The following is a 20693-nucleotide window of genomic DNA, read 5'->3' on the forward strand; positions in this document are numbered from 1 at the left end:
CATCAGAAGAGATCAGGTATCGAGGTCCCAAGATCGCGCGATGCCGAGCCCACGAGATGGACGGCGCGTCAAACCTGGCCCGTCCTCGAAGACGCGAGACCGACGACCTCGAGGGCGAAACCGGTCCCTGTCGCAACTACTCCGACGACGTGTGGTCGTGGACGACGCGCCAGCCCTCCGGCGTCGACGCGAAGATGAGCGTGAACAGACCGCCGGGACCTTGACCTTCTTCGTCGCCCTGCCGTTGCAGACGCCAACGTCCCCACGTGAGTGCGCGGTCCGCGGAGAGCGGGGTCACCGACAGGTCCGAGAACGTGAGTTGGCCCATGGCCTCGGCGTCGGGGTAGCCACGGACGTAGCCGTACAGCGCCTCCTCCCAGCCTTGGCGGACGGTCCCGCCGGACAGGAACGTGAGCGAGTCCGCGCGGGCGTACCCGTCCATGAAGCCCCGCACCGATCCGCTGTTCCAGGCCTCGACTTGGGCGTCGAGCGTTGCCAGGACACCGGCCTCGATGGCCGGGGCATTCAGATTCGCCCTCGAGGGCGCGGTCCCAGCGCAACCCGACACCAACGCGGCGAGAACGAGCAATCGGACGGGCATGGGCGTGTGCGCTGGCGTTGAAGACTACGCACGAACTGGCTCGGACGGCCGGGGCACGACAAAGCTCCCTTGTGAGGTGTGACCCGAACGGGTAGTTTCGCGGCAGACGAGTGAGAGGGCGCGTGCCGCCCCACTCGCGGCCCCCACTGCCCCCGACCGATCGACGCGTTCGCTACGCCCCGTTTGCTCTCCCGCCGTCCGGCTCCACCCCCGTCGGAGTCCTCGGGAAGCTTCGTAGCCGTCCCCCTCGTCGTTTTACGTGTCGCCGACCCGAGCCGTCCACCGTCTAGCCGCCTCCTGCGCCTTCGCGCTGCTAGGTCTAGCTGTCCTCGCCGCGTGGCCAGGCTCCGTCACCGCCGGCCCCGGCACGTGGAGGTCCGTCGCCCCAGCCGACACGGACTCGGTTGCAGTCCCCGACCTCGAGTCGGCGTTCGACCTCGAAGGCGTGCCCGACACGCTCGAGGCCGCGGCCGATACGGTCGACGCCGACTCGCTCTCCGCCCTCGAGGGCGTGCCCCGGCCTGGACCCGGGGTCGCTGCTGACACGGTCGAGGTCGCGGACACGACGGCCCGGGCGCGGACCTACTTCCCGGTCCCGACCAACATCGGAGTGAGCGCGTCGCTTCTGACGCGGCGCGTGCCGGGCGTTCGAGGGCGGCTCGGGCAGTACTGGCGCCGCCAAGTCACGCTCGACTCGACGGCCCTCGTCTACAACGTGACCGAGGACGTGGCCGGCGTCGAGCGCGCGCCGGCGCAGCTCTCCCTGGCCGAGTTCCTCGAGGTCCGACAGCGAGAGGCCGTCGGCGACCAGTTCCGCACGCTGTCGGCTCAACGCGCGACACGGCGCGAGCAGCGGAGCCGAGGCGGCGGCGTCACGTTCGGCGTCGAGATCCCGGGCGGCAACGAGAGCGCGTTCACGACCCTCTTCGGCAAGAACGAGGTCGCCCTGACGGTGAACGGCACCTCGAACGTCAACTTGGGCTTCCGCTACGACCAGAACAGCATTCAGCAGTCGATCAACCGGAACGCGAGCGCGGTCGCGCCGGACTTCGGCCAGGACCTCAACCTCAACGTCGCTGGCACCATCGGTGACAAGCTGGCCATCAACGTCAACTACGACACCCAGAGCCAGTTCGACTTCGAGAACCAGGTGTCGCTCGTCTACACGGGCTACGACGACGACATCATCCAGCGCATCGAGGCCGGAAACGTCTTCTTGCAAACCCCGGCGACGCTGATCCGCGGCGGCCAACGCCTGTTCGGCCTGCGCACCGACCTGCAGTTCGGGCCGCTCGCGCTCACGGCCGTCGCGTCGCAGCAGGACGCCGAGAGCACCGAGAGCGTCTTCGAGGGCGGCTCCGACGCGCAGCAGTTCGGGCTGGCGCCGTTCGAGTACGAGGAGGACACCCACTTTTTCCTCGGCTACGCCTTCCACAACTGGTGGGACCGCGCGCACGCCCGGCCGAACAACCCCCAGCTCCCGCCCGGCTTCCGGAGCCTGATCGGCCTCGAGGTCTGGAAGAGTGACCCCAGCTTGATCAACGCGACGGAGCAGGACATCGAGACCACGTGGGCCGTCGCGCTCGCCGACCTCGCCGAGCCGCCCGACGTCCTCGAGGGCGGCGAAGCATACCTCGGAGAGTTCGGACGGGACGTCGAAGGGCGGTATCCCGGCGAGAACGATCAGGTCGGAGGCGCGCCTCTCCCCGCGCCCGGCCTCGATCAGTACAGCCCGGCGTTGATCGAGCAGATCCGGGCCGGCGGCGACGGTGCGTCGGAGCAGGCGCTCAACGCCCAGCTGGCGGAGAACCTCCCCGACAACGCCTTCTCGAACACCATCTTCAGACGGCTCACGGCGAACGTCGACTACACGTTCGACCCGAACCTCGGATGGCTCTCGCTCTCGTCGCAGCTCACCGACAACGACGTTCTCGCCGTCGCCTACCAGTACGAGGACCTGAGCGGCAACATCGTCACCGTCGGCGACTACGCGAGGCCGGCTCAGTCGACGTCGCAGAGCGGGCCGCGGACGATCCTCAAGCTTCTCCGCCTGGACCGGCCGACGCCCGAGGATCCGCTGTGGGACTTGTCGATGCGCAACGTCTACCGCATCGGCGGGCGGAGCCTGAACTCCTCTACGTTCGAGCTCGACGTGACGTACGAGCCCTCGGGCGGCTCTCCCTCCCCCGAGCCCCGCGACATCTCGTTCGACCAGCTCACCTTCCTCGAGGTCCTGGGCCTCGACCGGATCAACGAGCAGGGGACGACGCCGTCGGACAACGCGTTCGACTTTATCGAGCGGGTCACCATCGAGGCCGCGAGCGGGCGCGTCATCTTCCCCGTCCGGCAGCCCTTCGGCGACTACCTCGAGAACGTGATCCGCTTCGGCCGGACGGTCGGGACGGTCGGGTCCGGCGGCGACGTCATCAACGTCAACTTCGGGTCGCTCACGCCTCAGCAGGCCCTCGACCTCTACGTCCCGGCCCAGGACGACGGGACGACGGGACGCCAGACGCTCTACGACCTGCTCCCCGAGAACGCACGCCGCCGCTTGCCGCGGCTGTCCGCCTACCGGATCGGGGGCGAGTACAAGAGCGCGACGCAGTCGACGTTCAACATCGGCTTTCAGATCGTCGAGGGGACCGTCCGGGTGACCGCCGGCGACATCGAGCTGACCGAGAACGTCGACTACCAGGTCAACTACACCGGAGGCACGGTCGAAATCACGAACCCGCAGTACCTCTTGCAGGGCCAGCGCATCCGCGTCGAGGCCGAGCAGCAGGACTTCTTCTCGATCGGCTCGAAGACGCTCGTCGGGATGCGCGCCGACTACCGGCTGTCGGAGGACTTCAACCTGGGCGCGACCTTGATGCGGCTCAACGAGCGGCCCCTCGGTGACAAGTTCCGTCTGGGCGAGGAGGCCTTGAGCAACACGATCATGGGCTTCGACGGGTCCTACCAGACCGAGCCCCGCTGGCTCACGCGCGCCGTCGACGCCCTGCCGCTCGTCCAGACGCGCGCGGCCTCGAGGATCGACATCCGAGGCGAGGTGGCCCGGCTGAGCCCGGGGTCGCCCCAGACGCTCGCCTTCGACCGCGCCCGCGACGGGCTGCGCGACGCCGGCCTCGATTTCGACGCCGACGAGATCGCCGGGATCAGCTACGTCGACGACTTCGAGGGCAGCGAGAACGCGTTTACGGGACTCCGCTTCGTGAACGGCTGGCGCCTGGCCGCGCCTCCGCCCGATGCCGGGCCGCCGGGCACCGAGGCCGGCGACGCTGCGAGCGACGTCACCAACCCGAACTTGAGAACGAGCTGGCGCGGCCTGTTTACGTGGTACTCGCTCAGCCGGACCGACTACCGAGAGATCTTCCCCAACATCTCGACCCCGGCCAGCGAAGAGGTCCCGATCGGAGAGCTCTTTCCCGAACGGCAGTTTGCGCGACCCAACGACGCCGACGAACCGGTCGACCTGCTCGACCTGTACTTCGACCCGACGCGGCGAGGCCCGTACAACTACAACGGCCAGCTCTCGTCGACCTTCTAGCAAAACCCGACCGACGTCTGGGGCGGGTTCGTCCGCCAGATCGAGAGCTCCTACTCGAACTTCGACGGCCAGAACAACATCGAGTTCGTCGAGCTCCTGGTTTCTCCCCTCGGCGGTAAGGACGGGACGGAGCCGATCCGCCCGGGCGCGGTCCTGAACATCGACCTGGGATCGGTCAACGAGGACGTCTTGCCCAACGGGTTCCTCAACATCGAGGACGGCCTGGCCGACTCGGACGACGCCAGCAACGTGGACAGCTGGAGTCGCCGAACGGGCGGGGGCCGCTCCAACGGGTTCGTCAACGTGTTCGAAGAAAGCCGGCGGACCGAGGACGTCGGCCTCGATGGCATCCCCTCGGAGGTCTCCCTCGGCCCCGACGTCGAGCCGTACGGCATCACCGAGACGGAGCAGTTCGCGACCTTCTTGGCCACGCTCCCGGGCGGCCCCGAGCAGCGGCGGTCCCAGCGCGACCCGTCCGGCGACGACTACATCTTCTACCTCGACGAGCGGTTCAACGACACGTCGCTCTACCCGTCGATCCCGGAGGGCGCGACGGTCCAGGAGCGGTTCGCCAACTATTGGCCCTCGTCGGAGCTCAACTCGGCCGTCGCCCGGGACGAGCTCGCGGACGGCAACGGCGTCTCGCTCATCCCGAACACGGAGGACATCAACGGCAACAACACCCTCGACCCGACCGAGGCGTACCACCGCTACAGTATCCCGCTCGACGCGGGCGGCATCGCCGCGAGCCCGTTCTTCCTCAACACGCTCTCGACGACCAACCAGCGCGGCGAGCCGCAGACGTGGTACCTCTTGCGCATCCCCGTTCGCACGAGTGACCGGACCACCGTCGGCCTCGAGGACGATGACTTCTCGCGCATCGAGGCCATCCGCGTCTGGACCACGGGCCACGACCGGCCCGCCACGCTTCGCATCGCGTCGTTCGAGCTGGTCGGGAGCCAGTGGCTGAAATCAGAAGCCGTCGGGGAGATCGAACTCGAGGACGAGCCGGGCGCCACGGGCGGCATGCCTCCACAGCTCTTCGTCTCGACGATCAACAACGAGGAGAACGCGTCCATCTACTCCATTCCTCGCGGCACCGTCCAGAACGTCGCTCGGTCGGTGAGTGGGCAGGTCACGGCCACGCGTGAGCAGGCGTTGGTCTTCCGCGCCGAGGGGCTCGCCGACGGACGCCGAGCCGGCCTCGTCCGGTCCTACGCTACGCGCCCGCTCGACCTGACGAAGTACTCGAACCTGCGCGTGGACGTCCACGGGGACGGGTTCGAGCGCTCGGACTCGATGCTCGCGTTCGTTCGCTTTGGCGACGACGAGACCGAGAACTACTACGAGATCGAGCAGCCGGTCTACCCGTTCGACCCGGACCAGCTGTCGACGTTGGCGGAGTGCCCGACCCCGGCGAGCGGCGGAGTCCCGTCGAACTGTGTCCGGTCGGACAGCTTGTGGCAGACGAACGTGTCGGTCAACGGCGAGCGCGTCGACCTCAACCCGATCAACGTGGTGTTGTCGCGGCTCAACGAGGTCAAGCTCGAGCGCGACCGGGCCATCCGTGACGGAGCGGTCAACGACGGCGCCGTCCTCGAGATCGCGGACCGGTTCACGGTCTCCGCCGGCGAGGACGCCCCGCTCGGATCTCGAATCACGGTCCGCGGCCAGCCCTCGATCCAAGACATCCGCACGGTCGTGCTCGGCGTGCGCAACGGGCCCGGCGGTGCGGCCGTCGTGGACACCGTCTCGCTCTGGTTCAACGAGCTCCGCGTGACCGGCTACGACGAGGCCGGCGGCGCGAGCGGGTTCTTGACGGCGAACGTCGCGTTCGCGGACCTGGCGTCCGTCAATGCCCGACTCAGCTTCACAGAGGACGGCTTTGGTGAGCTGGGCGGCGCCTTGGGAGGCCGCAACTTCGCGGCCCAGACAGCCTTCACGTTGACGTCCCAGTTCTCCGCCCACAAGCTCTTGCCCGAGCGCTACGGCTGGAACATCCCGGTCTCGCTATCGCTCACGAGGAACGAGTCGACGCCCCGCTTCGACCCGGACAACGGCGACGTCCGGTTGTCGGACTTGATCGAGGCCGCCCGGACTGACACTGACGCAGAGGGCACGATCCCAGGCGGCGACATCCGTGCCGACCAGATCCTCGACCGCGCCCGGACCGAGACGGCATCGACCAACGTCCGTGTCTCGGCCTCGAAGACCGGTAGCCGGTCGCCGTGGCTTCGTTACACCGTCGACGGCGTGACAGCGTCGTACTCGCTCTCGGTTCAGGACGGGCAGAACCCGACGAGCAGAGTCCAGTCGCAGAACTCCTGGACGGGCAACGTCGCGTACCGGGTCTCCGTCCCGCGGCCGTTGACGGTCCGCCCGTTCTGGCTTCTCGGCGGCGTCCCGATCGCTCGCGACGTGCTGGGCGGCCTCCGGCTGAACCTTCTCCCGCAGAACGTCTCGTTCTCGGCCGACGCGAGCCGGAGCCTGTCCGAAACACAGCCGCGCCTGGGCGCCGAGTTCTTAGCAGAGGACGAGTTCGTCAGCAACTTCCGCGCGTTGACGCGGCGCACCCAGAGGTTCCAGCACGGGCGGCAAGCGAATGTCCAGTACACGCCGTTCCCGTTCCTCCAACTGTCGTACGCCTCGGATACCGATCAGGACTTGGCAGGCGCCGGCCAGGACGAGCAGTTCAAGATCCTGGTCCGCGAGCGGGACGGTGACTTTTTCCAGGAGTATCGGATCAGCCCGACCGAGGCCCGCGATACGTCGAGCGTCGTGTTCCGTGACCTGGTCGCCAACCTCGACAGCCTCAACTTTGGAGACCGGTTCCCGAGTGACCGCGTCGAGATCCTGGGCGGGTCCGACCTCACGGTCTTTCCCCTCGGCCAAACGCTCGGCAACGTGTTTGCCGGGGACTTCCGCACGCGGTCGTATTCCCAGCGCGCGACGGCGTCTCTCCGTGTTTCGACGCAGCGGCTGGCCTGGCTTCGCTGGCTCCAGCTCCAGCCCATCAGCTACTCGGCGGACTACGACTGGCGCGACCAACCGAGTGCGACGGCGCCCGACCTCGATATCGCGAGCGCCGGTGCGCGGACGTCGGTTCAGTCCTCCGTCAAGGTCCTCCCCCGGACGTTCTGGCGGCTGTTCCCCTTCTACCGGGCGATGGAGCGAAGCGCAGGCCGCAACGTGCCCGGCCAACCTCGTGTCGCTCGCGCGGAGTCGGACTCGTCGGGTGGCTTCCGCCCGCTCGCCCTCGCCCGCAACCTGTTCTTGGCCGCGACCTCCGTCGATGACGTGACGCTGACGTACCGGGGGTCCGCGACGACGGCGACGGGCGGCCTCGAGGGGCAGTCGTTCAGCTTGCTCTCGGGCTTGACCGGCTCCGCCCCTCCGCTGGGGTACCGCTTGGGCCTGACGAACCGCCTCGACCCGGACCGTCGGATCACGGATGACGCGGCGTTCAACACGTTCTCGGACCTCTTGGGAACGCAGCACGACATCGACGCGCGCACGCAACTGACGCCGCTTCGAGGCTTGTCGATCGGACTCAGCTGGCGGACGGCGTGGTCCGAGAGCGAGGAGGTGGACTTCCAGATTCCAGAGGGCGGCGGCGGCCTGATCGAGTCTTTCGGCCGACGTGCCGGGAACGGGACCTCGACGGTGCTCGGGTTCGGGGGCAGCTACGACGGCTTGGTGGCCCGCCACGCCGGCCGCTTCCGGCGCGACATCGAGGGCGCGACGCCCGACTCCTCCGGCGTGATCGAGACCGAGTTCCTGTCGCCGACGGGCCTCGCCGACGACTTCAGCGCGGAGTTTGGCCGAGGCATGGGCTCGTTCGGTCCGAACGGGATCTACGCGCTCCCTCTCCCCAACTGGACCGTGACGTACTCCGGCCTGGAGCGCTTGCCGCTCCTCAACAAAGTGGCGAACCAGATCAGCCTGCAGCACGGCTACTCGTCCACCTCGGAGGCCCGGTACGCGACGTTGTTCGACACCGAGGCCCGCCTGGTCGACTTCGAGCTCGACGCGGAGAACCGGTTCCTGCTTGCCGGCGAGGCTGCACGGTCGGGCCAGAGCGGATACGACGAGCCGACGGCGATCACGGTCAACGAGCGGTTCCAGCCGCTCATCGGCGTCACCCTCGGCTTGAAGGGGAACGTCCAGGCCAGCTTCTCCACCAACCGCACGTCGTTGTTCACCCTGCAGGCCATCTCGTCGCAGGTGTACCAGCGGACCTCGCAGGACTTACGAGTCGACTTGTCGTTCTCGAAGCGGGGTCTGCGCTTGTTCGGTCTCCGAGGCGTCAACAACGACATCCGGTTCCAGCTCACGGCTCTCGTCGCGAGCGATGCCACGACCACGCGCCCATTCCAGAACGATGTCTTGGCGGCTCTCGACCCGGAGGGCGAGGTCGCGGACGCCCTCCTGGTCGAAACGTCCCGCTTGCAGGTCTCGCCCCAGATCAGCTACACGGTCTCCAACCAGGTCACCGCGAACCTGATCGCGCAGTACGACCGGACGTTCTCGGAAGCCGCCGGCCTGACGAACCGGTTCACCGGCGGCGTCACGCTGCGCATCCTGTTCTCGAACTAGCGACCTCGAGGGCGGAGGTCTTTCATCCTCGAGGACGGTGCAACCTGGCGCCTCTTGCCGCGTGCCTCTCGCCACATGCCTTCGAAAGCCCACGTCTACCGTCTCGGGCGCGTCCCGTACCGAGACGCGTGGGCCTCGCAAGCGGAGATCCAACGGCGACTCATCGAGGGCAAGCGGTCCGATCCGCCGCAGCTTCTCCCCCACTCTGTGCTGGTCGTGGAGCACCCGCCGGTGTTCACGTTGGGGACCAGCGCCGACGCCGGAAATGTTCTGACCTCGAGGACGGACCTCGAGAGACGAGGCGCCGAGCTCGTCGAGGTCGACCGGGGCGGCGACGTCACGTTTCACGGACCCGGACAGATCGTGGTCTACCCGATCCTCGACCTCGACCGGCTGTCCACGCCGGAGGGCAAGCCGCTCCGGGACTTGCACCGCTACTTGCGCGAGCTCGAGGAGGCCGTCGTGATGACCTGTGCGGACTGGGGCCTCGAGGCCGGACGCGTCGACGGTCGGACGGGCGTCTGGATTGGCCCCGACGCTCGAGGCCCAGAGCGAAAGGTGTGCGCGATGGGCGTCCGCTGCAGCCGGTGGGTCACGATGCACGGCCTGGCGCTCAACGCCACGACGGATCTCGCCTGGTTCGACGAGATCGTCCCGTGCGGCATCGAGGACCGCGGCGTGACGTCGCTCGAGCGGGAGTCCGACCTCGAGGTCGACCTCGAGATGGTCACGGACCGGTTGGTGGCGCATCTCGGGACGCGGCTGGGGCTCGACCTCGAGGCCGGACCGGAAGACGTGTGGCCTCAGGAGATTCACGAGCCCGAAGCAACTTGACCCGGGGTGATCTGCGTTGAAGCGGCCACTCCCCTTTTCCGATTCGCTCATGTCTCCGTTCAACGTCGACCAGTTCGCCCGCCAGCTTCTCGCCGAGGCCCTTTTCTACGACGAGGAGTACGGCGCGCTCGGCAACGTCAGCCTTATCGACAAGGAGAGCGTCCGCGAAAAGTACCTCGCGTCCTATGACCCCGACCGCGACACCTTCCTGATCGAGGAGGCCGTCGAGTGGGAGGAGCTCGACGCCGACGAGGACGGCGAGGTCGACTACGCGCTGGCCGTCGACGGGCAGGAGTACGGCACGTACGGGACGCCCGAGGAGGCCGCCGAGGTGCTGATGATGCTGGCCCGCGACAACAACCTCGCACCGAGCTTCATGATCTTGTTCGACGAAGACGCGGGCTAACCGATGGCCGTGAGCGACCTCGACTCAGGACTCTCGGGTCGCGACCACTACGCCGAGATCTACCGGAGCCACCTCGCGCGCGAGGCCGAGTGGCTGCGGCGGACGTCCGGCCAGAAGGCCGACTCGATCGTCCGGCTGCTCCGGTCGGCCGGCCTGTCTCCGACCTCCGTCCTCGAGGTCGGGGCCGGAACCGGCGCGGTGATCGGGGCGCTGCAAGAGCGAGGAATCGGGTCGGACCACTTCGCCGTCGACTTCTCGGCGGACGCCCTCGAGGAGCTCGGCCGCGCGTTCCCGACGGTCCAGACAGCCGTCGCGGACGTTACGGAGACGCCCGACCCGTTCGACGCGGGACCGTACGACCTGGCGTTTGCGAGCCATGTCGTCGAGCACCTCGAGGACCCGGTCCCGTTCCTCAGGTCGCTTTTGGACGTCCCGCTCCGCTACTTCGTCGCCGAAGTCCCGCTCGAGAACCTCCTCGGAGGCCGGCTGAAAGCGTCGATCAAGGACCGGTCGGCGAATGCCGCGGGCCACGTCCAGTTTTTTACTCGCGACTCATTTATCGCGCTGTTGAAAGAGTCGGGGTGGAACGTCGAAGGGGTCGAGGTCTATGCGCCCGTCCTCGACGACGACACGCTGGACTTCTCCTACGGCAGTGCGAGCGCAGGAAAGCGGTGGGCCAAGCGGCTCACCGAGTCCGTCCTTCCCCGCTCGCTCGGGACGGTGTGGACCTCTTTGTACCACGCCCACTGCGCGGTCCTCTGCACCAAGCCGTCTTAGCGCGACCGCTTCCACAGCCCGACGGCCAGCAGCGTCCAGCCGGCGATAAAGGCTCCTCCGCCTAGAGGAGCAACGGCACCCAGCACTCCGAGGTCGAGGAGCACGAGCGCGTACAAGCTCCCCGAGAACAGGACGACTCCGGCCACAAATAGCCGCGCGGCCCACAACGACATCCTCGAGGACGAGACCGCGGCGAGCACGCCAGCCGCAACGCCCGCGAGCGAGTGGACGAGGTGGTACAACGCCCCCGTCCGCCACGTCTCGAGACGGCCCGGCGGAACGGCGTCCTCGAGGGCATGTGCCCCAAACGCGCCGAGCGCGACAGCCAGCGCACCGAGCCCCGCGGCACCCGCCGCCCAGCGCCAGCCTTGGCTACCGCTCGTCACCGACGTCCTCGAGGGCGGGGAGCACCTGGAACGGTCGGACGGCCCCATTGATCGTCAGCGTGTAGGCGCCGACCTCGAAGGGCTCGTCCAGCATCAAGTAGAACCGGAACGGGCGAACAACGGCCGCACACACCGTTTCCCGCGGTTGCCGCATCATCAAGTCGACGGTGACGAACTGTCCCGACCTCGATTGGGACACGTCGGTAAGCTCGGCGCAGGCGTCGGGGAGGGCGCCTTGGATCAGTACCTCGACGGCGACGGCGTCGCCGGAGGCCGGCCGGCCGGCAGGGCGCACACCAACGGAATCGACGACGGCGGGATAGACGAGGTAGCGCGTGCTGTCGGTGACAGGCCGGAGCAGGACCGTCTCGCGCCCGTCGCTGCTGCCCACGCGGTAACCGAACCGGTCGCGGTCGACTCCATCGCCGGAGGCGCCGGAGCTTACGCCGCACCCCGTCAGGACTACGAGTAGTGTGAGCAGCGCCGCTCTCAAGACGCGTCCTCCGCGTCCGCGGCGCTGTCGTCCTCGGGGACCGTAGGAAGGGGCGCATCAGGCGCCAGCAGCGCGGCGACGGGACTCTCGTCGGTGACGGTCTCGGTCGGGGCATCGCCCCACAACCGCTCGAGGTCGTAGTGAGCGCGAAGCTCGGGGTCGAAGACGTGGACGGCCAGGTCGAAGTAGTCGAGGACGATCCAGCGGCTCGAGCCGGGCTGCCCGTCCCGGGCGACCGGGCGCTCGCCGGCTTGCTCCCGGATCGCCATCACGACGCCCTCGACGATGGCGCGGATCTGCAGGTCGGACTCGCCGGTCGCGATCACGAAGTAGTCGACCTCGCCGGAGATGCCCCGCAGGTCCATCACGGTCACGTCGCGGGCGCGCTTGTCGAGGGCGGCCTCGAGGGCGATCGCGGCGAGCTCGCGGCCGGAGGTGGTTCCGTCGCGGGGCGGTCGGGTCGGCTGGGTCGATGTGGAAGTCATGGGCTGGCTGGTGCGGTCGAGGCGTAGTCGGCGCCCAAGGCGACCGTCACGTCAAGGCTGTAGTCGAGAGTGGGTCCCCCCGTTACGACGGCGGCGTCTCCCAAGCCGAGGGCCTGGGCCACGTGCCGTGCATCGAGGGCGGTCCCTGAACGCACGAACACCGCGCTAGTGTCCCGAGGGGGCGCGTTCCCCACAGACACCACATCGAACCCTCGGCGACGGAGCAAGGCGGTCGCTTGGGCAGCCATACCGTCGACGCCGGCCGCGTTCAAGACCTCGACCTGGACGCGAGCGAACGCCTGGTCGGTCCGAACGGGCGTCGTGCGGGGAGTGAATGCGCGGATGCCGAGCCCATAGAGCAGCACGAGCAGAACCAGCCCCCCGATAACCAGGGCCGTGTTCAGAGCCGCGTCTCCCCACCTCGACGAACCCACGCGCTACTGCGTGTCCCGGAAAAAGAGGTCCCCGGACGAGTCGACCGACGAGCCAAGGCCGAGCGCGCTGCCCCGTCCATACCGGCCGTAGCCGTAGGGGGACGCGTACGTCCCGTACGGGCTCTGCGACACACGGAGGTGGATGGTAGCATTCCCGATCGGGCGGTAGGCGATCTCCGCGTTCCGCAAGAAAAGCTGCGGGTCCTGCTGGTTGAGCCCCAGGCTCGGCGCAGCCGATCCGCCCAAGCTCTGTGCCACGCCGATATCGACGCGCCCGGCCAGCTTCGAGGACGGTTGCCAGCGGAGCGAGGCTGTGTACAAGCCCATCCCCAGCGTTCCGCCGACGCCACCGCCGTAGGAGACCTCGACAGACTGGCTAAAGTCCAGCGTCTCAGCGTTGAACAGCGTCCCGAGACCCAGTGTACCGGGCGTCTCCGAGAGGGCCACGGTCGCACGGCGGTCCGGCACGTCCGACGTGAGCTGAGCCTGCGCCGGCAGGGCGACGAGGAGGAGAGCAGCGAGGGCGAGCGTGCGCATGGTCGGAGGCGACGGGTCGGTCAGGATAGAGCAGCACGCGGAGGGAGTCAACAGACATCGGAGCCCCCGCGAGCGCCTTCAACGCCCTGATAACCTGCGTGGTGCCCGCCGTCCTCGAGGACGACCCGATTTATCCGTCGGCGACCTCGAGGCAGGAACGGAAGCCAGGGATGAGTGGCGTCCCTACGACCGACACCGTGACGCCGCGCTCGGCCTCGAAGTCGGTCCGGCACGACCTCGAGGTCGGACAAAAAAAGGCGGCCTCCCCGAGAGGAGACCGCCCACGGGCAGAGGCCCAGTCCGACTACATGTTGTCGGTCTCGGCCTCGATCTCGTCGCCGGCCTCCTCCATAGCGGCGCCCGCGTCGTCAGCGGCGTCGTCCATAGCGGCTCCGGCGTCGTCCATGGCCTCCTCGGTCTCCAGGGCCGCATCGTCCATCATGGCGTCGGCGTCATCGACCATGGCGTCCGTGCCTTCGTCGATGTCGTCGCCGATCATGGTGGCGTCGGACTCGATGGCGTCATCGGTCTCGTAGGTGTCCACGTCGTCGCCGCACGCTGAGAGCGGGAGGGCGAGAGCGAGGGCGAAAAGAGCAGTGCGAGTAAGCATTGGGTTGGGTGGTTGGTGTGGGTGTGTCACCGACTCGGGGACGAGCCTCGAGCGCCCGGGGGGTGAGGGTCCGGGCGGCGTGTCAACGGAAGGTCCGGCGAGAGTGTTGCCCACGCTACTGGACGGACGAGTCTTCATCTGTGGACACGCCCGTCGAATCAGGCGAGACCGGCGCCAGGACGCGCCCTGCACTCGAGAGCGCCTGCCCGAGGGCTTCAAGCTCGCTGCGGCCTTCTGCAAGTACCGTCGTCCGGCGGCCCATGCTTCGGAGTGTCGTCCCTATTGGACGGCCAACGAGTGGACTCGACTGAAGCTCCCCTTGCAACGTCTCGAGGTCGCGACGGAGCGCCGCGAGCGTGTCGGCCATATCGCCCTCGAGGGCGAGCGTGTCCAGACGGCTCGACCACAGTTCGAGGGTCTGAATCGCGATCGAGGGCGAGGCGTCGGCGTAGCCATCGACGAGAGACAACGTCTGTCCGATGGTGACGCTCTCCAGCATCGCCGCGTCGGGGAGCGCTTCCTGGTCAGGCGGGGCCGAGCCGGGCGCGGGCCTCGAGGGCGACTCTTGGTCGGCTTGGCAGCCAGAGAGAAGGAGCGCGAGAAAGAGAACGGAGCGCATAGAAAAAAGGAGGGGGCAAAAAAATCCGGCCGCCGGCATCACTCCGAAGAGTTTGCCAACGGCCGGAAAGGGGTCGAGCCCGTCGGGGATTACTCGCCCGAGAGCTGAGCGCCTGCGGAGGAGAGCGCCGAGCCGAGCTGCTCGAGGGCGCCATCGCCACCGGCGGCAGCCGTGGTCTGCTCACCGAGCATCGAGAGCGTCTGGCCAATCGCGGCTCCGTCGAGCGGATCCGTGGTCAGTTGCATCTTGAGCGTCTCGAGGCCCTCGACGGTCGGGGCGAACGCCTCGTTGCCGGCGAGCTGAGCGATCCAGCCGTCGATGTTGGAGACGGCGGCGCCCGGTGCAAGGGAGGTCAAGCCGCCGGCCGCCGTGACGGCGTCGAGCGTGCCCTGAGCGGTGACGGCGTCGTCAGCCATCGTGTCATCGGCCATTACGTCGTCGTTCACGAGAACGTCGTCCGCCATTACGTCATCGTCGACGACGACGGCGACGTCATCCGCATCAGTGGCGTCATCGGTGGCGCAGCCAGCGAAGGGAACGGCAAGCGCGAGCGCGAGGAGGGTGGTACGTGCAAACATGGGTGTAGGGTGGGTGAGTGTAGTACGGCGGGGCCGCGCTACCTCCTACCGGCGACATCGTGGACGGATCGGTGGGCACACTGATTTCACTCGACCTAAGGCTCTCCCTGACAGGCTACTCCTGCCGGCCCGCCACGAGCTGGTCCACGACCTCCGGGTCCGCGAGGGTCGACGTGTCGCCGATGGCGTCGGCCTGGCCCTCGGCAATCTTGCGCAGGATGCGGCGCATGATCTTGCCGCTCCGGGTCTTGGGAAGCGCCGGCGCGAGCTGGATCGCCTCGGGCGACGCGATCGGCCCGATGGACTCTCGCACCTGGGCGACCAATTCGGCTCGGAGCGTGTCTTCGGCCTCGAGGCCGTCGGGTTCGTGACCGGCGCCGACGGTGACGTAGGCGTAGATCCCCTGCCCCTTGATCGCGTGCGGTCGACCGACGACGGCGGCCTCGGCAACGGCCGGGTGCAACACGAGCGCGCTCTCGACCTCGGCGGTCCCTAGGCGGTGGCCGGACACGTTGATCACGTCGTCCACGCGGCCCGTGATCCAGTAGTCGCCGTCGGCGTCGCGGCGGCAGCCGTCGCCGGTGAAGTAGGTGCCGGGGAAGGCGGTGAAGTAGGTGTTCACAAACCGCTCGTGGTTGCGGTAGACCGTCCGCGCCTGACCGGGCCACGAGTCGGCGATGGCCAGCACGCCCTCGGCCTCGCCCTTTTGAACCTCGCCGTTCCCATCGAGGACGACGGGCTGGACGCCGAAGAACGGGCGCGTCGCGCTGCCGGGCTTGAGCGGGGTCGCGCCGGGGAGCGGCGTGATCATGGTCCCGCCGGTCTCCGTTTGCCACCACGTGTCGACGATCGGGCACCGGCCCTTGCCGACGACGCGGTGGTACCACCGCCACGCCTCCGGGTTGATCGGCTCGCCGACGGTCCCCAACACGCGCAGCGACGACAGGTCGTGCGACGTGACGAACTCGTCGCCCTGGGCCATCAGGGCTCGGATCGCGGTCGGGGCCGTGTAGAACGCCGTCACGCCGTACTTGTCGACGACGTCCCAGAAGCGACCGGCGTCGGGGTAGGTCGGGGTCCCCTCGAAGAAGACCTGCGTGGCGCCGTTGATAAGGGGGCCGAACACGATATAGCTGTGGCCCGTGATCCAGCCGACGTCGGCGGTGCACCAGTAGACGTCGTCTTGGTGGATGTCGAAGACGAGCTCGTGCGTGATCGAGGTCCAGACGCAGTAGCCGCCGGTCGTGTGGACGACGCCCTTGGGCGCGCCGGTCGAGCCCGACGTGTACAAGATGAAGAGGGGCGCCTCGGCGTCCATGCGCGCGCACGGGCACTCGTCGGCGACGTCCTTGAGGGCGTCGTGGAGCCAGACGTCGCGGCCGTGCGTCTCGACCTCGAGGCCGGTGTTCTTGACGACCAGCACCTTTCGGATTGGCTGGCCGGCGGCCTCCGCCCGCTCGACGGCCGCGTCGACGTTGGCCTTGAGCGGGACGCGCTTTCCGGCGCGGCGCCCCTCGTCGGCCGTGATGATGACGTCGCTCTCGGCGTCGACCAGGCGTCCGGCGATGGCGTCGGGCGAGAAGCCGGCGAACACGACCGAGAACACGACGCCGATGCGGGCGCAGGCCAGCATTGCGACCGCCGCCTCGGGGATCATCGGGAGGTAGATCGTGACGCGGTCGCCTTGCCCGACCTCGAGGGCGAGCAGGACGTTGGCGAACCGTTGGACGTCGCGGTGCAGGTCCGAATAGGTGATCGCGCGGTCGTCGCCGTCGATCTCGTCGGGCTCGAACAGAAAGGCCGTCTTGCCGCCGCGTCCGGCTTCGACGTGTCGGTCGACGGCGTTGTAGCACGCGTTCAGGACACCGCCCTCGTACCACCGGATGCGGACCTCGTCGGCGCTGTAGAGCGTGTCCTTGATGGTCTCGAACGGTTCGAACCAGTCGACGCGTTGGGCCTGCTCGCGCCAGAACCCCTCAGGATCGTCGACGGACCGCTTGTACATCGTGTCGTACTCGGCCATCGAGCCGATGTGAGCGCGGTCGGAGGCGGCGGAAGACGGAGCGAAGACGTCGGACATGAGGCGGTGAGATAACGTTGTCAGAACCTACGCTGGGTCCGCCCCCTCGACAGGCTCAGGGCAGGCTCTCGAGGACGACGGGCGGCAGCGGGAAATGGACCCGGTCGGGGTCCGCCGCTCGCCCTCGGGGACGGGACGGCGGGGAGTGCGACACCTCCCTCGAGGGCGGCGCGGATCTGCGGAGGGCGGAAACGGAGAGCCCGCGTGGCGGGGCCGACCTCGAGGCCGGCCCGCATCGAATGACGCGTCGGCGTCAGGCCTCGACGCGCTCGACCGGCACGAGGTCGTCGGCCTCGGCGTCGGTGTAGACCCGGCTGTCGATGAGAAAGCGGAGCCCGAGAGGGATCTCGATCGAGAACGACGCGCCTCGTCCCGGGGCCACGTCGACGGTCAGCTGCGTGTGCTTCCAGTACTCGAACTGGTCGCGGGCGATGTAAAACGGGACGCCGTGGACATCTCCGAGCTTGACGTCGCTCCGGCCGAGCCGGAAGTCGCCCTCGGCGTAGCACATCGGGGACGACCCGTCGCAACACCCGCCGGACTGGTGGAACATGAGCGGCCCGTGCTCCTCCCGGAGACGGTCGACGACGGCGGCGGCTTCATCGGTGATCAAGACGCGAGGTGTGGGCATGACAGTTCCGAGTTCGAGGGCGTTGGATCAGAGGCCGGACGCGCAGTCGGGGTCCAGAGCCGCGACGGACGACCTCTGGACCCCTACCTCGGACCGAGCCGGAACGGGCTAGAAGAAGCCCATGGCGTCCTTCGAGTACGACACCAGCATATTCTTGGTCTGCTGGTAATGCGAGAGCATCATCTTGTGGTTCTCGCGTCCGATGCCCGACTTCTTGTAGCCACCGAAGGCGGCGTGTGCCGGGTAGAGGTGGTAGCAGTTCACCCAGACGCGGCCGCTCGCGATCGCACGCGGCACCTGGTAGAGTTGGTGCGCGTCGCGCGTCCAGACCCCGGCGCCCAGCCCATAGAGGGTCTCGTTCGCGATCTCGATGGCCTCGGCCTCGTCCTTGAATGTGGTCACGGACACGACCGGCCCGAAGATCTCCTCTTGGAAGACGCGCATCGAGTTGTCGCCCTTGAAGACCGTCGGCTGGATGTAGAAGCCGCCGTCCGGGACCGAGCCGGCGTAGCCGTCGCCGGCCGCGCCGTCGCCCGCCGATGTGGGCGTCGCTGGCGTGGGCGTGGCGGCGCTGTTGGGCGCGTTTGTCGAGTCGTTGCCCGCGACGGCCATCTCAGGCTCGGCCACGCCCTTGAAGACCTCGCCGCCAGCGAGCACCTCGGCGCCCTCCTCACGTCCGATCTTGAGGTAGCGCTGGATCTTCTCGTACTGGTCGTTCGAGGCCTGCGCGCCGACCATCGTTTCGGAGTCGAGCGGGTGGCCCACCTTGATGGCGTTGACGCGCTCGACGAGGCGCTCGATGAACGCGTCCGCGATGGACTCCTGGACCAGGATGCGCGACGGGCACGTGCAGACCTCGCCCTGGTTGAGCGCGAACATGGCCGCGCCCTCGAGGCACTTGTCGAAGAACGCGTCGTCCTCGGCCATGCAGGACTCGAAGAACACGTTCGGGCTCTTGCCGCCGAGTTCGAGCGTGATCGGGATGATGTTCTCGGACGCGTACTGCATGATGAGCCGACCCGTCGTGGTCTCGCCGGTAAAGGCGATCTTTTTGATCCCCTCGTGCTGCGCGAGCGGCTTGCCGGCCTCGGGCCCGAACCCGTGGACCACGTTGAGCACGCCGGCCGGGATCTCGTCCTTGACCAGGTCCAGCCATTCCATGATGGAGACCGGCGTCTGCTCCGCCGGCTTGATGACGACGCAGTTGCCGGCCGCCAGCGCCGGGGCCAGTTTCCAGGCCGCCATCAGGAGCGGGAAGTTCCACGGGATGATCTGCCCGACGACGCCCAACGGCTCGTGGAGCTGGATCGAGACCGTGTCCGCGTCGAGCTCCGAGATCCCGCCTTCCTGGGCACGGATCACGCCGGCGAAGTAGCGGAAGTGGTCCACGACGAGCGGCATGTCCGCCGCGAGAGTCTCGCGGATCGGCTTGCCGTTGTCGACCGTGTCGACGCGTGCTAGGTGCTCGAGGTTGTCCTCGGTGATCTGGGCGATGCGCGTGAGCATGTTGCTCCGGTCGGCGACGGAGGTCTTGCTCCAAGTCTCGTCGAATGCCTTCTGCGCTGCCGCGACGGCGTTGTCGACGTCCTCAGACGTGGAGCGCGCGACCTGGCAGAACGTCTCGCCGTCGATGGGCGAGGGGTTGTCGAAGTATTGGCCCTTGACGGGCTCGGCGTACTCGCCGCCGATGAAGTTGGGGTATCGGTCTTTGAACTGGGGCCGCTCGTGCAACATGGGTATTGGGGAAGTGGAGGGTGGCTTGACCCCGGGGCACCCCAGGGCTTTACTTTGCCTTCACAACATCGGGAGCGCTTCCATTTGTTTCTCTTCGCTCTCTCTCGATAAATCGCGGGACTCTATCAAGCGAGGCCCGCTCACGAGTGTCCCCATGGCCTTCCCCGCTCTCTCGACCCGTTTAGCTCGGATCCAACGGGACCGGCCGCCGCTGGACCTCGTCGAGAACAAGGTGACGTTCGGCGCCGAGGACGCTTCGTTCTCCGTCTACGACACGGTCCGCCCGGCAGAACGGGTCCCGCTCGCGGCCGACAACCCGCTCTACTGCGGGATGGTGACGGGCAAGAAGGTGGTCCATACCGCGTCCGGCGCGGCCCTCCCCTTTCTCCCGCTCGAATCGCTCGTCGTCCCGTCCGGTCACACGATCGAGATCGACTTCCCGGGCGCGAGCGACGCCGCCCCGACGACGTGCCTCGCCATCGAGATCGACCGGGCCAAGGTCCGACGCGTGGCCGAGCGCCTGAACGAGACGACGCCTCGCTCGACCGATTCCGGCGATTGGCGCTACGCGGATGACGCCGTGTGCCACTTCGAGAACACGCCGGGGATCGAGCACACGGTCCACCAGCTCGTCGGGCTGTTCGTGGACGACGACCCAGACAAGGACGTCCTCATCGATCTAGGTGTGCAGGAGTTGGTCGTGCGGATGCTCCGGGTCGAGGCGCGGAAGCTTCTCTTGGAGGAGAGCGCGGCACGAGCGGCACAGCACGGCTTGGCGGCAGCGGCCGAGCTCGCCAAGCGTCGCCTGGGCGATCCCATCAAGGTGGCCGATCTCGCTGCAGCAGCGTGCATGAGCGAGCCGTCATTCTATCGGGCCTTCCGGAACGAGTTCGGGACTACGCCGATGGCCTACCTCACCGACCTCCGCGTCGAGCGCGCCCGCCAGCTGCTCGGCCATCGAGGCCGGAGCGTGACCGACATCGCGGCCGCCGTCGGGTTCGGCTCCGTCAGCCACTTTATCCGCGTCTACCGCTCTCACGTCGGGCGGACGCCGAAGCAAGACCAGATCGCGAGACGAGCGGCGGCGTAGCTCGAACGCCCACTCCCGAGCGGGCCCCCGTCCTCGAGGACGCGCTGCTACGACCTCGAGGCCGACACGACGCGGACGGTCACCAACAGCTGTCCGATGTGGCGCGTCGTGTGCTCGGCGGCGTGGACGAGAAGCCCGATCACGGTCGAGGGAATCTGCCGGCGCCCGACGCCGCGCGGCTCGGTGAGCGAGTCGGGCGCCGTCCGTCGGAGTTGGTCGAGGGCGACGTCGACCTGCCGCCCGAACGCCCGAGCC

The 20693-nt window shown here is 68.1% G+C and carries 16 protein-coding genes and 2 pseudogenes; 5 read left to right on the forward strand and 13 right to left on the reverse strand.

All coding sequences use genetic code 11. The annotated features are described in order from the left end of the window. Positions 1-136: 136 nt before the first annotated feature. Entirely contained in the window at positions 137-601 is a 465-nt protein-coding gene (locus WBA11_RS15645; RefSeq protein WP_424521594.1) for a YybH family protein, read from the reverse strand. A gap of 637 nt (positions 602-1238) precedes the next feature. Here WBA11_RS15645 and sprA point away from each other — a divergent pair. The 4 genes and pseudogenes from sprA to WBA11_RS15665 all read left to right on the forward strand — a co-directional run bounded on the left by sprA (position 1239) and on the right by WBA11_RS15665 (position 10761). Further along, positions 1239-8744 (forward strand): annotated as a pseudogene (gene sprA, locus WBA11_RS15650) (cell surface protein SprA). 75 nt (positions 8745-8819) lie between these two features. Further along, positions 8820-9578 carry a lipoyl(octanoyl) transferase LipB gene (lipB, locus tag WBA11_RS15655; RefSeq protein ID WP_424521595.1) on the forward strand — a complete coding sequence of 253 codons (759 nt, stop codon included), beginning with the start codon at positions 8820-8822 and terminating at the stop codon, positions 9576-9578. A 49-nt stretch (positions 9579-9627) separates the two neighbouring features. Continuing rightward, complete coding sequence (locus WBA11_RS15660) at positions 9628-9984, forward strand: hypothetical protein (RefSeq protein WP_424521596.1); 357 nt, start codon at positions 9628-9630, stop codon at positions 9982-9984. 9 nt (positions 9985-9993) lie between these two features. Then, complete coding sequence (locus tag WBA11_RS15665) at positions 9994-10761, forward strand: class I SAM-dependent methyltransferase (protein ID WP_424521597.1); 768 nt, start codon at positions 9994-9996, stop codon at positions 10759-10761. On the opposite strand, the gene WBA11_RS15670 is transcribed toward WBA11_RS15665, so the two are convergent. The 11 genes from WBA11_RS15670 to WBA11_RS15720 all read right to left on the reverse strand — a co-directional run bounded on the left by WBA11_RS15670 (position 10758) and on the right by WBA11_RS15720 (position 19348). Then, the gene (locus tag WBA11_RS15670; protein ID WP_424521598.1) at positions 10758-11147 is read right to left on the reverse strand and encodes a DUF423 domain-containing protein; all 390 of its coding nucleotides are present in this window, start codon (positions 11145-11147) and stop codon (positions 10758-10760) included. The two genes, WBA11_RS15665 and WBA11_RS15670, sit on opposite strands and share 4 nt — an antisense overlap. Further along, entirely contained in the window at positions 11134-11640 is a 507-nt protein-coding gene (locus WBA11_RS15675; protein ID WP_424521599.1) for a hypothetical protein, read from the reverse strand. Before WBA11_RS15675 ends, WBA11_RS15670 begins: the two co-directional genes overlap by 14 nt. Next, positions 11637-12125, reverse strand: coding sequence for a ribosome silencing factor (rsfS, locus tag WBA11_RS15680; RefSeq protein WP_424521600.1), 489 nt, complete (start codon positions 12123-12125; stop codon positions 11637-11639). The genes WBA11_RS15675 and rsfS overlap by 4 nt, the downstream gene beginning before the upstream one ends. Beyond that, a complete protein-coding gene (locus tag WBA11_RS15685; protein ID WP_424521601.1) occupies positions 12122-12559 on the reverse strand; it encodes a LytR C-terminal domain-containing protein in 438 nt (145 codons plus the stop codon). Before WBA11_RS15685 ends, rsfS begins: the two co-directional genes overlap by 4 nt. A gap of 3 nt (positions 12560-12562) precedes the next feature. Next, positions 12563-13096, reverse strand: coding sequence for a hypothetical protein (locus WBA11_RS15690; protein ID WP_424521602.1), 534 nt, complete (start codon positions 13094-13096; stop codon positions 12563-12565). 304 nt (positions 13097-13400) lie between these two features. Continuing rightward, a complete protein-coding gene (locus WBA11_RS15695) occupies positions 13401-13706 on the reverse strand; it encodes a hypothetical protein (RefSeq protein ID WP_424521603.1) in 306 nt (101 codons plus the stop codon). A 115-nt stretch (positions 13707-13821) separates the two neighbouring features. Continuing rightward, positions 13822-14325 (reverse strand): hypothetical protein, encoded by a 504-nt coding sequence (locus WBA11_RS15700; protein WP_424521604.1) that lies wholly within the window; start codon positions 14323-14325, stop codon positions 13822-13824. Positions 14326-14414: 89 nt separating this feature from the next. After that, positions 14415-14903 carry a hypothetical protein gene (locus WBA11_RS15705; RefSeq protein ID WP_424521605.1) on the reverse strand — a complete coding sequence of 163 codons (489 nt, stop codon included), beginning with the start codon at positions 14901-14903 and terminating at the stop codon, positions 14415-14417. A gap of 115 nt (positions 14904-15018) precedes the next feature. Next, positions 15019-16983 (reverse strand): acetate--CoA ligase, encoded by a 1965-nt coding sequence (acs, locus tag WBA11_RS15710; RefSeq protein ID WP_424521606.1) that lies wholly within the window; start codon positions 16981-16983, stop codon positions 15019-15021. Between the two features lie 253 nt (positions 16984-17236). Beyond that, positions 17237-17614, reverse strand: a complete 378-nt coding sequence (locus WBA11_RS15715) for a DUF779 domain-containing protein (protein ID WP_424521607.1) — start codon at positions 17612-17614, stop codon at positions 17237-17239. Between the two features lie 108 nt (positions 17615-17722). Next, the gene (locus WBA11_RS15720; RefSeq protein WP_424521608.1) at positions 17723-19348 is read right to left on the reverse strand and encodes an aldehyde dehydrogenase family protein; all 1626 of its coding nucleotides are present in this window, start codon (positions 19346-19348) and stop codon (positions 17723-17725) included. Positions 19349-19502: 154 nt separating this feature from the next. Between WBA11_RS15720 and WBA11_RS15725 the strand changes: the two genes are divergently transcribed. Then, the gene (locus WBA11_RS15725; RefSeq protein WP_424521609.1) at positions 19503-20438 is read left to right on the forward strand and encodes an AraC family transcriptional regulator; all 936 of its coding nucleotides are present in this window, start codon (positions 19503-19505) and stop codon (positions 20436-20438) included. A gap of 47 nt (positions 20439-20485) precedes the next feature. Here the strand turns inward: WBA11_RS15725 and WBA11_RS15730 are convergent. Beyond that, positions 20486-20693: pseudogene (locus WBA11_RS15730) on the reverse strand (DinB family protein); the annotation flags it as partial.

The sequence above is a fragment of the Rubrivirga sp. genome (assembly GCF_049648075.1).
In the GTDB taxonomy this organism is placed as follows: Bacteria; Bacteroidota; Rhodothermia; order Rhodothermales; family Rubricoccaceae; genus Rubrivirga.